This window comes from Klebsiella sp. TF21-TM, assembly GCF_019753495.1.
GTDB classification, from domain to species: domain Bacteria; phylum Pseudomonadota; class Gammaproteobacteria; order Enterobacterales; family Enterobacteriaceae; genus Klebsiella; species Klebsiella quasipneumoniae.
In genome coordinates this window covers 279,863-293,884 of the sequence record NZ_JAIJYL010000003.1, presented here as the reverse complement: position 1 = coordinate 293,884, position 14,022 = coordinate 279,863, and the positions used below count along the sequence as shown (strand labels likewise).

The 14,022-nt window shown below is 58.2% G+C and carries 14 protein-coding genes and 1 tRNA gene; 13 read left to right on the top strand and 2 right to left on the bottom strand.

The features are described 5' to 3' along the window. Nucleotides 1-106: 106 nt before the first annotated feature. Both K5R89_RS04870 and rsmC read right to left on the bottom strand, forming a co-directional pair. Nucleotides 107-193: transfer RNA gene (locus tag K5R89_RS04870), tRNA-Leu, on the bottom strand. Between the two features lie 171 nt (nucleotides 194-364). Continuing rightward, nucleotides 365-1,393 carry a 16S rRNA (guanine(1207)-N(2))-methyltransferase RsmC gene (rsmC, locus tag K5R89_RS04865; protein WP_087827558.1) on the bottom strand — a complete coding sequence of 343 codons (1,029 nt, stop codon included), beginning with the start codon at nucleotides 1,391-1,393 and terminating at the stop codon, nucleotides 365-367. Nucleotides 1,394-1,495: 102 nt separating this feature from the next. Here rsmC and K5R89_RS04860 point away from each other — a divergent pair, with 102 nt between their 5' ends. From K5R89_RS04860 to deoD, 13 genes are all read left to right on the top strand, one after another. Continuing rightward, on the top strand, nucleotides 1,496-1,909 hold the full coding sequence (locus K5R89_RS04860; protein ID WP_217259195.1) for a DNA polymerase III subunit psi: 414 nt from the start codon (nucleotides 1,496-1,498) through the stop codon (nucleotides 1,907-1,909). After that, nucleotides 1,878-2,324, top strand: a complete 447-nt coding sequence (gene rimI, locus K5R89_RS04855) for a ribosomal protein S18-alanine N-acetyltransferase (protein WP_044525302.1) — start codon at nucleotides 1,878-1,880, stop codon at nucleotides 2,322-2,324. The genes K5R89_RS04860 and rimI overlap by 32 nt, the downstream gene beginning before the upstream one ends. Nucleotides 2,325-2,338: 14 nt before the next feature. Further along, the gene (gene yjjG / locus K5R89_RS04850) at nucleotides 2,339-3,016 is read left to right on the top strand and encodes a pyrimidine 5'-nucleotidase (protein WP_217259196.1); all 678 of its coding nucleotides are present in this window, start codon (nucleotides 2,339-2,341) and stop codon (nucleotides 3,014-3,016) included. Between the two features lie 90 nt (nucleotides 3,017-3,106). After that, nucleotides 3,107-4,696, top strand: coding sequence for a peptide chain release factor 3 (gene prfC / locus K5R89_RS04845; RefSeq protein WP_002887711.1), 1,590 nt, complete (start codon nucleotides 3,107-3,109; stop codon nucleotides 4,694-4,696). A gap of 219 nt (nucleotides 4,697-4,915) precedes the next feature. After that, nucleotides 4,916-5,536 (top strand): molecular chaperone OsmY, encoded by a 621-nt coding sequence (osmY, locus tag K5R89_RS04840; RefSeq protein WP_217259197.1) that lies wholly within the window; start codon nucleotides 4,916-4,918, stop codon nucleotides 5,534-5,536. A 129-nt stretch (nucleotides 5,537-5,665) separates the two neighbouring features. Next, the gene (locus K5R89_RS04835) at nucleotides 5,666-5,827 is read left to right on the top strand and encodes a DUF1328 domain-containing protein (RefSeq protein ID WP_002887716.1); all 162 of its coding nucleotides are present in this window, start codon (nucleotides 5,666-5,668) and stop codon (nucleotides 5,825-5,827) included. Between the two features lie 153 nt (nucleotides 5,828-5,980). Next, complete coding sequence (locus K5R89_RS04830) at nucleotides 5,981-7,054, top strand: patatin family protein (protein WP_023291890.1); 1,074 nt, start codon at nucleotides 5,981-5,983, stop codon at nucleotides 7,052-7,054. Next, complete coding sequence (locus K5R89_RS04825; protein ID WP_180263683.1) at nucleotides 7,051-7,845, top strand: metal-dependent hydrolase; 795 nt, start codon at nucleotides 7,051-7,053, stop codon at nucleotides 7,843-7,845. The genes K5R89_RS04830 and K5R89_RS04825 overlap by 4 nt, the downstream gene beginning before the upstream one ends. Nucleotides 7,846-7,974: 129 nt before the next feature. Continuing rightward, nucleotides 7,975-9,252, top strand: a complete 1,278-nt coding sequence (locus K5R89_RS04820) for a NupC/NupG family nucleoside CNT transporter (RefSeq protein ID WP_023291892.1) — start codon at nucleotides 7,975-7,977, stop codon at nucleotides 9,250-9,252. Between the two features lie 415 nt (nucleotides 9,253-9,667). Next, nucleotides 9,668-10,447, top strand: coding sequence for a deoxyribose-phosphate aldolase (deoC, locus tag K5R89_RS04815; RefSeq protein WP_217259198.1), 780 nt, complete (start codon nucleotides 9,668-9,670; stop codon nucleotides 10,445-10,447). A 109-nt stretch (nucleotides 10,448-10,556) separates the two neighbouring features. After that, the gene (deoA, locus tag K5R89_RS04810; RefSeq protein WP_049014556.1) at nucleotides 10,557-11,879 is read left to right on the top strand and encodes a thymidine phosphorylase; all 1,323 of its coding nucleotides are present in this window, start codon (nucleotides 10,557-10,559) and stop codon (nucleotides 11,877-11,879) included. A gap of 52 nt (nucleotides 11,880-11,931) precedes the next feature. After that, entirely contained in the window at nucleotides 11,932-13,155 is a 1,224-nt protein-coding gene (deoB, locus tag K5R89_RS04805; RefSeq protein ID WP_023291895.1) for a phosphopentomutase, read from the top strand. A 100-nt stretch (nucleotides 13,156-13,255) separates the two neighbouring features. Then, nucleotides 13,256-13,975 (top strand): purine-nucleoside phosphorylase, encoded by a 720-nt coding sequence (deoD, locus tag K5R89_RS04800; protein ID WP_002887789.1) that lies wholly within the window; start codon nucleotides 13,256-13,258, stop codon nucleotides 13,973-13,975. Nucleotides 13,976-14,022 lie beyond the last annotated feature (47 nt).

The window sequence follows — 14,022 nt, the reverse complement described above, 5'->3', positions numbered from 1 at the left end:
GGGGGACTTGAACCCCCACGTCCGTAAGGACACTAACACCTGAAGCTAGCGCGTCTACCAATTCCGCCACCTTCGCACAGTATTCTTTCTTTAGATATTGCCTCGTTGGTGCGAGGGGGGGGACTTGAACCCCCACGTCCGTAAGGACACTAACACCTGAAGCTAGCGCGTCTACCAATTCCGCCACCTTCGCATACCATCGACACTATGAAAGTATCGTTACCACGGAGGCGCATTCTAGTGGTTTTCGGCGACACGTCAATAGTTAATTATGCAGGTTGTATCGATTGCTGCAAAAATGGGCGGATTTGCCCGCAGGAAGCGCCAGCGGTACCAGAAACGGGCCGCCGGCGTGAGAAGGCGACTATTTTTTCGCCTGACGGGTCATGATGGTGCGATAGACCTTAAAACGTCCGGTCTGGGCGATCACCTCATGGAAGCCGAACGTCTCATCCAGCACCTGCGGATACGGCAGGAAGGCGTTGGCGACAATGCGCAGCTCGCCGCCGCTGTTCAGATGGCGAACCGCGCCGCGGATCAGCGCCTGGGCGGCTTCGAGGCTGGTCTGCAGCCCGTCATGGAATGGCGGGTTGGAGATGATCATGTCGAAGCGACCATTGACCTCGGAGAAGACGTTGCTGGCAAACACATCGCCAGCCAGGCCGTTGGCGGCAAGCGTCGCGCGGCTGGCTTCGACCGCAGGGGCGCTGACGTCGCACAGGGTCAGGCGCACTTTCGGCGAATGGCTGGCCAGCGCGGCGGCCAGCACGCCTGCGCCGCAGCCGACGTCCAGCACTTTCCCTTTGGTATGCGGCTCGAGGGTGGAGAGCAGCAGCTGGCTGCCGACGTCCAGCCCGTCGCGGCTAAAGACGCCTGGCAGGGTTTTAATCGTCAGATTATCCAGTGTGTATTCGCCCCAGAAGGCATCGGCGTCGAAGGCGGGCTGCTTTTCCAGTCGGCCATGATAGAGGCCACAGCGGCGGGCGCTATCCACTTTGTTTAATGTCGCGTATTCAGCCAGCATCTGCTCCGCGCTGCGGACGCCGCTGCGGTTTTCACCGACGACGAAAATGTCGCTTCCCACCGGCAGCAGAGAGAGCAGGTTCATCAGCTGGAACTGTGCCTCTGGTTTGTTCTTTGGCCAGTAGTAGATCAGGGTGTCGCATTCGGCGACGTCAGCGGCCTCAGCCACTAAGCTAAAACGGACGGTGTCTCCCATCTGGCGGTTGAGGACCTGCCAGTGGTGGAACTGTTGGGTGTGGGCGCGGCTGGCCGCGGTATCCAGACGCGCAGGCAGGTCATCCTGCAGGTCACCGGCAAACAGAACGCGGGCGGACTCGAAATCATCACTGTGGCGCAGCAAGACTTCACTTGCCGGGGTAAAAGCGGACATGAAACACTCCTTCATTAAGACTGGCGCCGATTATAGTAGTTTGTTGGCGCAGATACGACGGATTTGCTATATTGCGCGCTTGTTTAACAGGAGTGTTTCGCTATGACATCCCGACGAGACTGGCAACTACAGCAGCTGGGCATTACCCAGTGGTCGCTGCGCCGACCGGGGGCGTTGCAGGGCGAAATCGCTATCTCGCTTCCTGAACATATTCGTCTGGTGATGGTGGCGGAAACCCCGCCGTCGCTGACAGAGCCGCTGATTGGCGACGTATTGCGCGCGCTGGCCGTGACGCCAGATCAGGTCCTGCAGCTGACCCCGGAGCGGGTGGCGATGCTGCCGCAGGACAGCCGCTGCAACAGCTGGCGGTTGGGCACAGAGGCGTCGCTGCCGCTGGCGGGCGCCCAGGTGTCCACCCCCGCTTTTGATGAACTCCAGACCAGCGCGCCGGCTCGCAGGGCGCTCTGGCAACAAATCTGCGCATATGAACACGATTTCTATCCTCAGCACGGCTGATTTAACCCGAGCCTGGCAAATCGAAACCCGCGCCCACGCTTTCCCGTGGAGCGAACAGACCCTGGCCAGTAACCAGGGGGAACGCTATCGTAACTATCAGCTGTCGGTGGATGGCGAAATGGCGGCGTTCGCCATTACGCAAGTGGTGCTGGATGAGGCGACGTTGTTCAATATCGCGGTCGATCCCGCTTACCAGCGCCGTGGCCTGGGGCGAGCGCTGCTGGAACACGTCATTGACGAAGTCGAAAGGCTCGGCGTCGTCACGCTATGGCTGGAGGTGCGCGCCTCCAACGTTGCCGCTATCGCGCTGTATGAAAGCTTAGGCTTCAATGAGGCGACGATTCGCCGCAACTACTACCCGACGGCCGACGGGCGCGAAGACGCCATTATTATGGCTCTGCCAATCAGTATGTAAGACAAGGTGATACGATGAAATGGGACTGGATTTTCTTTGATGCCGATGAAACGCTGTTTACGTTTGATTCTTTCAGCGGCTTGCAGCGGATGTTTCTCGACTACAGCGTGACCTTTACCGCCGAAGATTTTCAGGACTATCAGGCCGTGAATAAGCCGCTATGGGTGGATTACCAGAACGGCGCCATCACCTCGCTGCAGCTGCAGCACCAGCGCTTTGACAGCTGGGCGGAACGTTTGAATGTGCCGCCGGGGGAACTCAACGACGCGTTTATGAATGCGATGGCGGAAATCTGTGCGCCGCTGCCGGGCGCGGTCTCTCTGCTCAACGCGCTGCAGGGCAAGGTCAGGATGGGCATCATTACCAACGGCTTTACCTCGCTGCAGCAGACTCGTCTGGAGCGGACCGGTTTACGCGATCACTTTGATTTGCTGATTATTTCTGAAGAAGTGGGCGTCGCCAAACCGGACGCGCGCATTTTCGATTACGCGCTGGCGCAGGCGGGTAACCCACCGCGCTCGCGGGTGCTGATGGTCGGCGATACCGCCGAGTCGGATATTCGCGGCGGCGTGAATGCCGGACTGGCGACCTGCTGGCTCAATGCGCATCAGCGCGAGCTGCCGGCGGACCTCGAGCCGGACTGGACGGTGACCTCGTTAAGCGAACTGGAGCAGCTCCTGTGTAAACACTGATTGCCTCCCCCCCGTTGATGGGTAAAATAGCCGCAATTTTTCGTATTCCACATGCGTGGCTCATGGCCGCGTTTACTTAGAAGATTAATTATGACGTTGTCTCCTTATCTGCAAGAGGTGGCCAAACGCCGCACTTTTGCCATTATTTCTCACCCGGATGCCGGTAAGACCACCATCACCGAAAAGGTGCTGCTGTTCGGACAGGCGATTCAGACCGCCGGTACCGTAAAAGGTCGTGGCTCCAGCCAGCACGCGAAATCCGACTGGATGGAAATGGAAAAGCAGCGTGGTATCTCGATCACCACCTCGGTGATGCAGTTCCCCTATCATGACTGTCTGGTGAACCTGCTGGATACCCCGGGGCACGAAGACTTCTCGGAAGATACCTACCGTACCCTGACGGCGGTGGACTGCTGCCTGATGGTGATTGACGCGGCAAAAGGCGTCGAAGATCGGACCCGTAAGCTGATGGAAGTCACCCGTCTGCGCGATACGCCGATCCTCACCTTTATGAACAAACTCGACCGTGATATCCGCGATCCGATGGAGCTGCTGGATGAAGTGGAGAACGAGCTGAAAATCGGCTGCGCGCCGATTACCTGGCCTATCGGCTGCGGTAAGCTGTTCAAGGGCGTCTATCATCTCTACAAAGATGAAACCTACCTGTATCAGACCGGTAAAGGCCATACCATCCAGGAAGTGCGCATCGTGAAGGGGCTCAACAACCCGGATCTCGACGCGGCGGTGGGGGAAGATCTGGCGCAGCAGCTGCGCGATGAGCTGGAGCTGGTGCAGGGCGCGTCGAACGAGTTCGATAAAGATCTGTTCCTGGCCGGGGAAATCACCCCGGTGTTCTTCGGGACCGCGTTAGGTAACTTCGGCGTTGACCATATGCTGGATGGCCTGGTGGAGTGGGCACCGGCGCCGATGCCGCGTAACACCGACACCCGTGAAGTCACCGCGACGGAAGAGAAGTTCACCGGCTTCGTGTTTAAAATTCAGGCCAATATGGACCCGAAACACCGCGACCGCGTGGCTTTCATGCGCGTGGTGTCAGGTAAATATGAGAAAGGCATGAAGCTGCGTCAGGTGCGCATCGGTAAAGACGTGGTGATCTCCGACGCGCTGACCTTTATGGCCGGCGACCGTTCGCACGTTGAAGAAGCCTATCCTGGGGATATCATCGGCCTGCATAACCACGGCACCATTCAGATTGGCGATACCTTCACCCAGGGCGAGATGATGAAGTTCACCGGTATTCCGAACTTCGCACCGGAACTGTTCCGTCGTATTCGCCTGAAGGATCCGCTGAAGCAGAAACAGCTGCTGAAAGGGCTGGTTCAGCTCTCTGAAGAGGGCGCGGTGCAGGTCTTCCGTCCGATCGCCAATAACGATCTGATCGTCGGCGCCGTGGGTGTGCTGCAGTTTGACGTCGTCGTGGCGCGCCTGAAAAGCGAATACAACGTGGAAGCGATTTACGAATCGGTCAACGTGGCCACCGCGCGCTGGGTTGAATCCACTGACGTGAAGAAATTCGAAGAGTTCAAACGTAAAAACGAAGTTCAGCTGGCGCTGGATGGCGGCGATAACCTGACCTACATCGCCCCGACGATGGTCAACCTGAACCTGACGCAGGAGCGTTATCCTGACGTGGTGTTCCGCAAAACGCGCGAGCACTAATCCCTGACGAAGCGCGGCGCAGGCCGCGCTTTTTTCTTCTTCCGCCCGCGCTTCCCTCCTTCTGGAAAGTTCTTAAAACGCCGCTAATTCGTCTGTTTTTTATCCATATCCTCCGCAACCCCTTCGCCTGTCTACTATATTTAATTCGTGTTTTTAAAAATGCTGGCGTAATTCACTGCGATAAGACGCCAGCGCTGGTGAAAAAACGAGGACATCACGATGACCAGACTAAAGAATGCCAATATGTTGCTGGCGCTCTTCTTAGGCTTAGCCGCGTTGAACGCCTCGGCAGAGACGGAAAAAACAACGGTAGACAGTGCGAAGTCAGCTGCCGGCAATGCGGGAGAGGCGGTAGACAATTCGATTAATAAAGTCGGCGATTTTATGGACGACAGCACCATTACCGCACGGGTAAAGGCGGCGCTGATCGACCATAAAGATATTAACTCCGGCGATATTTCGGTGAAAACGGAAAACAAAGTGGTCACCCTCAGCGGCGACGTCACCAGTGCTGAACAGAAAAGTCAGGCGCTGAGCGTGGCAAAAGCGGTCGAAGGCGTCTCTCAGGTCAACGACAAGCTGACGGTGCAGCACAAATCGTCGAGTGAGACGGCGACGCTGAAAGGCTATGCCGGGGACACCGCTATTACCAGCGAAGTGAAGGCTAAGCTGCTGGCGGATGACATTGTCCCTTCGCGCAATGTGAAAGTCGAAACTAACGCCGGCGCAGTGCATCTGACCGGTACGGTGGCTTCCGCGGCGCAGGCTGAACGCGCCGAAGAGATTGCGAAAGCGGTTTCCGGTGTGAAAAGCGTCCGCAACGATCTTAGCGTGAAGTAAATCGAGTTATTAACAAAAGTGTTGTCTGGCCAAGGTTGCCGAACGAATAGCAGCACCCACTGAGCGATGAGCTTTCCAGAAAGGGTGCGCAAACCGCTGTTCACCGTCCATTATGGTAAGGAGAAAAGTATGTTTCGATGGGGAATTATTTTTCTGGTCATTGCATTAATTGCTGCGGCCCTGGGCTTTGGTGGTCTGGCGGGTACTGCCGCTGGCGCCGCGAAAATCGTCTTTGTCGTCGGGATTATCCTGTTCCTGGTGAGCCTGTTTACAGGACGCAGACGTCCGTAGAGGGACAACAATCCGGGCGATGCTGAAGCCTGAGCGTTTTTACTGACACGTCGTCTTACACAAAGCCAGTCCTGCGGACTGGCTTTCGCGGTTTAAGCGATGGGCAAATTGCGTTACCTTGTCAGGAGAAGACTAATCGAACAGGAAAGCAGGGTGGGGCAACGCATTCCCGTTACGCTGGGCAATATCGCCCCGCTGGCGGTTAAACCCTTCCGACCAGGCAAGCTGGCGCTGGTGTGTGAAGGCGGGGGACAGCGAGGGATTTTCACCGCCGGGGTTCTGGACGAATTCATGCGCGCCGGATTTAACCCCTTTGACCTGATGCTGGGGACCTCCGCGGGGGCGCAAAACCTCTCCGCTTACATGTGTAATCAGCAAGGCTATGCCCGCAAAGTCATCACACGCTACACCACCTCACGCCAGTTTTTCGATCCGATGCGCTTTGTGCGCGGCGGCAACCTTATCGATCTCGACTGGCTGGTGGAGGCCACCTCGCAGCAGATGCCGCTGGCCATGAACTATGCCGAAACGCAGTTCGCGCTGGGCAAAGAGCTGTGGATGTGCGCCTGTCGCGGCGACGATTACTCCGCCAGCTATTTTTCACCGACGCCGCAAACCTGGCTGGATCTGATCCGCGCCTCCAGCGCCATCCCCGGTTTTTACCGCAGCGGCGTGTTGCTTGACGGCGTTAGCTACCTTGACGGCGGCGTCAGCGATGCGATCCCGGTACAGGAGGCGGCCCGCCGCGGCGCTCAGACTATCGTGGTGATCCGCACTGTCCCTTCGCAGATGTTTTACACCCCGGAGTGGTTTAAGCGGATGGAGCGCTGGCTGGGGGAGAGCAGCCTGCAGCCGCTGGTCAATCTGGTGCATCATCACGAAACCACCTATCGCGCCATCCAGCAGTTCATCGAAAAACCGCCCGGCAAACTGCGGATCTTCGAAATCTATCCCCAGCGGCCGCTGCGCAGCATGGCGCTTGGCAGCCGACTGCCGGCGCTGCTGGAGGACTACAAAACCGGACGCCAGTGCGGCCGTTATTTCCTGGCCACCGTGGGTAAACTGCTGGCCGACCGGCCGCCGCTGTTGCGCCACGCGCCGCGTATCGCCCGGCCTGCGCCGGTGGTGGTGCCGCCGGTGCCGGTGGCCAATGAAGCGCCGCAGGCGACCATCATCGCTGCGCCGCAGGCCAATGACGCAAGCTTTAATCATGAGGATCTGGCGTGACGCACCGTTTTATCGATACCCACTGCCACTTCGATTTTCCCCCCTTCGCGGAAGATGAGGTCGCCAGCCTGGCGCGTGCGGCGCAGGCCGGCGTCGGGCGAATTATCGTTCCGGCCATCTCCGCTGAGCGTTTTAGCCTCGTGCTGGCGCTGGCGGCGCAGCACGAGGCGCTGTATGCCGCGCTGGGCCTGCATCCGATTGTCATCGAGCAGCACACCGATGAGGGGCTGGCGCAACTGGAGGCGTCGCTGGCGCAGCGCCCGCCAAAACTGGTGGCGGTGGGGGAGATTGGTCTCGATCTCTATCGCGACGAGCCGCAGTTCGATCGTCAGCAGGCGCTGCTGGAAGCGCAGCTGCGTCTGGCGAAGCGTTACGATCTGCCGGTGATCCTCCACTCCCGACGCACCCACGATAAGCTGGCGATGCTGCTGAAAAAACATGCCCTACCGCGTACCGGGGTGGTACATGGCTTCGCCGGCAGCCTGCAGCAGGCCGAGCGTTTCGTGCAGCTTGGCTATAAGATCGGCGTTGGCGGCACCATTACCTATCCCCGCGCCAGCAAAACCCGCGAGGTGATGGCGCGTCTGCCGCTTTCAGCCCTGCTGCTGGAGACCGATGCCCCGGATATGCCGCTCAATGGCTTCCAGGGACAGCCCAATCGCCCGGAGCAAGCTGCGCGGGTATTTGACGCCCTGTGCGAACTGCGGTCGGAGCCGCCGGCAGCCATAGCCGAAGGGATAATGCGCAACACGCTCGCCTTGTTTTCCCTGCCCTCAGCCACTGTATGGTGATCGAATTCTCATAATTGTTCATTCATATCATTGATTTGCGTAAAATGTGTGAGGCCTGGCAGGCAGGATAGTTTCATGCCGATATAATCACGCCGTTAGTGCTGGACTATCAAAACACAGGGAATCTGTATGCAAATCCTCATGGGACTTATCGGCATGGTGGCGCTGTTGGCCATTGCTGTGCTGCTCTCCAATAATCGAAAAGCCATTAACCTGCGTACTGTGCTCGGCGCCTGGATAATCCAGGTGGGTATCGGCGCGTTGATATTGTATGTACCGGCCGGGCGCTCGGCGCTGTTAGCGATGTCGAACGGCGTCGCCCGCGTAATTGCCTATGGCAATGAAGGGATCGGTTTCATCTTCGGCGGGCTGGTCTCCGATAAAATGTTCGAGGTGTTTGGCGGCGGCGGCTTTGTCTTTGCCCTGCGCGTGCTGCCGGTGATCGTCTTCTTCTCGTCGCTGATTGCCGTGCTTTACTACCTGGGCATTATGCAGCTGGTCATTCGCATTCTCGGCGGCGCGCTGCGGGCGGTACTGAAGACCTCGCGTACCGAATCGCTGTCGGCCACGGCGAACATCTTCGTTGGTCAGACCGAAGCGCCGCTGGTGGTGCGTCCTTATATCGCCACTATGACCCGCTCGGAGTTGTTTGCGGTCATGTGCGGCGGCCTGGCCTCGGTGGCAGGTTCCGTGCTGGCGGGCTATGCGCAGATGGGCGTTCCGCTGGAGTACCTGATTGCCGCGTCGTTTATGGCGGCGCCGGGTGGATTGCTGTTTGCCAAAATTATCGTACCGGAAACGGAAACGCCGGACGATAACCCGGCTCATGACCGCCAGAGCGCTGACGCGGATAAACCGGCCAACGTGCTGGACGCCGCCGCCTCCGGCGCCGCGTCTGGTATGCAGCTGGCGCTCAATGTCGGCGCGATGCTGCTGGCGTTTATCGCGCTGATCGCCCTGCTGAACGGCATTCTGTCCGGCGTCGGCGGCTGGTTTAACCATCCGGAGCTGTCGCTGCAGATGATCCTCGGCTGGGTCTTCTCACCGCTGGCATGGGTGATCGGCGTGCCGTGGCACGAAGCGACGGTCGCGGGGTCGTTTATCGGCCAGAAGCTGATCATTAACGAGTTCGTGGCCTATATGAACTTTGGCGAGTATCTGAAGGCGGACGCCGAGGTGGCGGCGGCCGGGCTGCAGGTTATTTCAGATCACACTAAAGCCATTATCTCTTTCGCGCTGTGCGGATTCGCTAACCTGTCATCGATCGCCATCCTGATTGGCGGCCTCGGGGGGATGGCGCCCAACCGGCGTCAGGATATCGCCCAGCTTGGGCTGCGTGCGGTGGCGGCGGGGACGCTGTCTAACCTGATGAGCGCCACCATCGCCGGGGTTTTCCTCGCCCTCTAAGCCAGTTCCCTCAACCAGCGGCCGTCGCGTCGCTGGTTTTATTGAGTTTGTGAAAATTCCATCATTTCTGACTTTCATAAAAATAGCTTATATTTCAAAATATAATAATTGTATCACCGGCTGGGTGGGCAAAATGTGCTCCACGGTGTCGAGAGTCTCTGTCATTGTGTGTTAGAATTATCACATCCTCATTGGGTGCGGAGTTTCGATTATGCTTAAGAGGGGCGTGAGGATAATTGCCGCGGTATGCGCTGATATTTTGTGATTAAAGTCACATTACAGTAATGCAAATTAGTAAGTAGTTTTCATTAACTGTGATGAATGTCGAAGTGTAGCGGCGAGTGAATGTTACAATAGTAACAGACTCGCAAGGTGAACAAACTATTGAACCGGCACTGCGCCGGCGGAGTATGAAATGACTGATTTAAAAGCAAGCAGCCTGCGCGCGTTAAAACTGATGGACCTGACCACCCTGAACGACGACGACACCAATGAGAAGGTGATTGCCCTGTGTCATCAGGCGAAAACCCCGGTGGGTAACACCGCGGCGGTCTGCATCTATCCGCGCTTCATCCCGATTGCCCGTAAAACGCTGAACGAGCAGGGAACGCCGGAGATCCGCATCGCTACGGTCACCAACTTCCCGCAAGGTAATGACGATATCGACATTGCGCTGGCGGAAACCCGCGCGGCGATCGCTTACGGCGCCGATGAAGTGGACGTGGTGTTCCCGTACCGCGCGCTGATTGCCGGTAACGAGCAGGTCGGCTTCGAGCTGGTGAAAGCCTGTAAAGAGGCCTGCGCGGCGGCCAACGTGCTGCTGAAAGTGATCATCGAAACCGGTGAGCTGAAAGAAGAAGCGCTGATCCGTAAAGCGTCTGAAATCTCTATCAAAGCCGGGGCCGATTTCATCAAAACCTCGACCGGTAAAGTGCCGGTGAATGCCACGCCGGAAAGCGCGCGCATCATGATGGAAGTCATCCGCGATATGGGCGTTGAGAAAACCGTTGGCTTCAAACCGGCGGGCGGCGTGCGCAGCGCGGAAGATGCGCAGCAGTTCCTGGCGATCGCCGATGAGCTGTTTGGCGCCGACTGGGCCGATGCCCGTCACTACCGCTTTGGTGCCTCCAGCCTGCTGGCCAGCCTGTTGAAAGCCCTGGGTCACGGCGACGGCAAGAGCGCCAGCAGCTACTGATTGTCAGACATTGCCGGATGACGCTTCGCTTATCCGGCCTACAGGATCGTAGGGCGGGTAAGCGTAGCGCCACCCGCCACCATTCACCCGATTCCTCATGGGGGTTACCGTGTTTCTCGCACAAGAAATTATTCGTAAAAAACGTGATGGTCAGGCATTAAGCGATGAAGAGATCCGCTTTTTCATCAACGGCATCCGCGACAATACTATCTCAGAAGGGCAGATCGCCGCGCTGGCGATGACCATCTTCTTCCACGATATGTCTATGCCGGAGCGCGTTTCGCTGACCATGGCGATGCGGGATTCCGGTACCGTTCTGGACTGGAAAAGCCTCAACCTTAACGGCCCGATCGTCGATAAACACTCCACCGGCGGCGTCGGGGATGTCACTTCGCTGATGCTGGGACCGATGGTGGCCGCCTGCGGCGGTTATGTGCCGATGATTTCCGGCCGCGGACTCGGCCATACCGGCGGTACCCTGGATAAACTGGAAGCGATCCCGGGCTTCGATATCTTCCCGGACGACAACCGCTTCCGCGAGATTATTAAAGATGTCGGCGTGGCGATTATCGGGCAGACCAGCTCCCTCGCTCCGGCGGACAAACGTTTCTATGCCACCCGCGATATTACCGCGACGGTGGACTCCATTCCGCTGATCACCGCCTCGATCCTTGCCAAGAAGCTGGCGGAAGGGCTGGATGCGCTGGTGATGGACGTCAAAGTCGGCAGCGGCGCGTTTATGCCGACTTATGAACTTTCCGCCGCGCTGGCGGAAGCGATCGTCGGGGTCGCCAACGGCGCCGGCGTGCGCACCACCGCGCTGCTGACCGATATGAACCAGGTGCTGGCCTCCAGCGCCGGGAACGCCGTTGAAGTTCGCGAAGCGGTCCAGTTCCTGACCGGCGAATACCGCAACCCGCGTCTGTTCGACGTGACGATGGCGCTGTGTGTAGAGATGCTGATTTCCGGCAAGCTGGCGGCGGACGATGCCGACGCGCGCGCGAAGCTGCAGGCGGTACTGGATAACGGTAAAGCGGCGGAAGTCTTTGGCCGTATGGTCGCGGCGCAGAAAGGACCGAGCGACTTTGTCGAGAATTATGATCATTATCTGCCGACGGCGATGCTGAGCAAAGCAGTCTATGCTGATACCGAAGGTTTTGTCAGCGCGATGGATACACGCGCGCTGGGTATGGCAGTGGTTTCTATGGGCGGCGGCCGCCGTCAGGCATCAGACACCATTGACTATAGCGTTGGCTTTACCGAGATGGTGCGTCTGGGTGACCGCGTGGACGGACAGCGTCCGCTGGCGGTGATCCATGCCAAAGACGAGAACAGCTGGCAGGAGGCCGCGAAAGCGGTCAAAGCGGCCATTAAACTGGACGATAAAGCTCCGGAAATTACACCGACAGTCTATCGCCGTATCACCGAATAGCGATATACTGATCTGATCGCTTTTTTGCAGCGCAAGATGTATGGAGAACAAGATGAAACGTGCATTTATCATGGTGCTGGACTCCTTTGGGATTGGCGCAACGGAAGACGCAGACCGCTTTGGCGACGTCGGCGCCGATACCCTGGGCCACATTGCGGAAGCCTGCGCCAAAGGCGAGGCTGACCACGGCCGCAAAGGCCCGCTGAATTTACCGAACCTGACCCGTCTGGGGCTGGTGAAAGCGCATGAAGGCTCTACCGGTAAAATTGCCGCCGGAATGGATGGCAATGCTGAAGTGATTGGCGCCTGGGCCTGGGCGCATGAACTCTCTTCTGGTAAAGATACGCCGTCCGGCCACTGGGAAATCGCCGGCGTGCCGGTGCTGTTTGACTGGGGCTACTTCAGCGATCATGAAAACAGCTTCCCGCAGGAGCTGCTGGATAAGCTGGTGAAACGCGCCAACCTGCCGGGCTACCTCGGCAACTGCCACTCTTCCGGGACGGTGATCCTCGATCAGCTCGGCGAAGAGCATATGAAAACCGGGAAACCGATTTTCTATACCTCCGCTGACTCCGTGTTCCAGATCGCCTGTCACGAAGAGACCTTTGGCCTCGACAAGCTGTATGAGCTGTGCGAAATCGCCCGTGAAGAGCTGACCGAAGGCGGCTACAACATTGGCCGCGTCATCGCTCGTCCGTTTATCGGCGATAAAGCCGGTAACTTCCAGCGTACCGGCAACCGTCACGATCTGGCGGTCGAACCGCCGGCGCCGACCGTGCTGCAGAAGCTGGTTGACGAGAAGAACGGCCACGTGGTGTCTGTCGGTAAGATAGCGGACATCTACGCAAACTGCGGCATCACCAAAAAAGTGAAAGCCACCGGGCTGGACGCGCTGTTTGACGCGACCATCAAAGAGATGAAGGAAGCCGGCGACGAGACTATCGTCTTCACCAACTTCGTCGACTTTGACTCCTCCTGGGGTCACCGTCGCGATGTCGCCGGCTACGCGGCGGGTCTGGAACTGTTCGACCGCCGTCTGCCGGAGCTGATGGAGCTGGTAGGGGAAGACGACATCCTGATCCTCACCGCCGACCACGGCTGCGACCCGACCTGGACCGGTACCGACCACACCCGCGAGCATATTCCGGTGCTGGTGTACGGCCCGAAAGTGAAACCAGGATCGTTAGGCCACCGCGAAACTTTCGCGGACATCGGCCAGACGTTGGCGACATACTTTGGTACCTCGCCAATGGCCTACGGTAAAAACATGCTGTGATGCAATTGCCCGGTGGCGCTCAGCGATCCGGGCCTACGGTTTTGTCGGCCGGGTCAGGCGTAGCCGCCCGGCAAAAACAACAATGTAAAAGGAACTGAAGATGGCAACTCCTCACATTAACGCAGAAATGGGCGATTTCGCTGACGTAGTCTTGATGCCGGGCGACCCGCTGCGCGCCAAGCACATTGCAGAAACCTTTCTCGAAGACGTGCGTGAAGTGAACAACGTGCGCGGCATGCTGGGCTTCACCGGCACTTATAAAGGCCGCAAAATCTCCGTCATGGGCCACGGGATGGGTATTCCGTCCTGCTCTATCTACACCAAAGAGCTGATCACCGATTTCGGCGTCAAGAAAATCATCCGCGTCGGCTCCTGCGGCGCGGTGCGCGAAGACGTCAAACTGCGCGACGTGGTGATCGGTATGGGCGCCTGCACCGACTCCAAAGTGAACCGTCTGCGTTTTAAAGACCACGACTTCGCGGCGATTGCCGATTTCGGCATGGTGCGTAACGCGGTAGACGCGGCGAAAGCGCTGGGCGTTGACGCGCGCGTCGGCAACATCTTCTCTGCAGACCTGTTCTATACCCCGGACCCGTCCATGTTCGACGTGATGGAAAAATACGGCATCCTGGGCGTGGAAATGGAAGCGGCGGGTATCTACGGCGTGGCGGCGGAATTCGGGGCGAAAGCGCTGACCATCTGCACCGTGTCTGACCATATTCGTACCCACGAGCAGACCACTGCCGCGGAGCGTCAGACCACGTTCAACGACATGATTAAAATCGCGCTGGAATCCGTGCTGCTGGGCGATAAAGAGTAAAAGCTGTTGTGCCGGGCGGCGGCTTCGCCTGACCCGGCCTGCGGTTT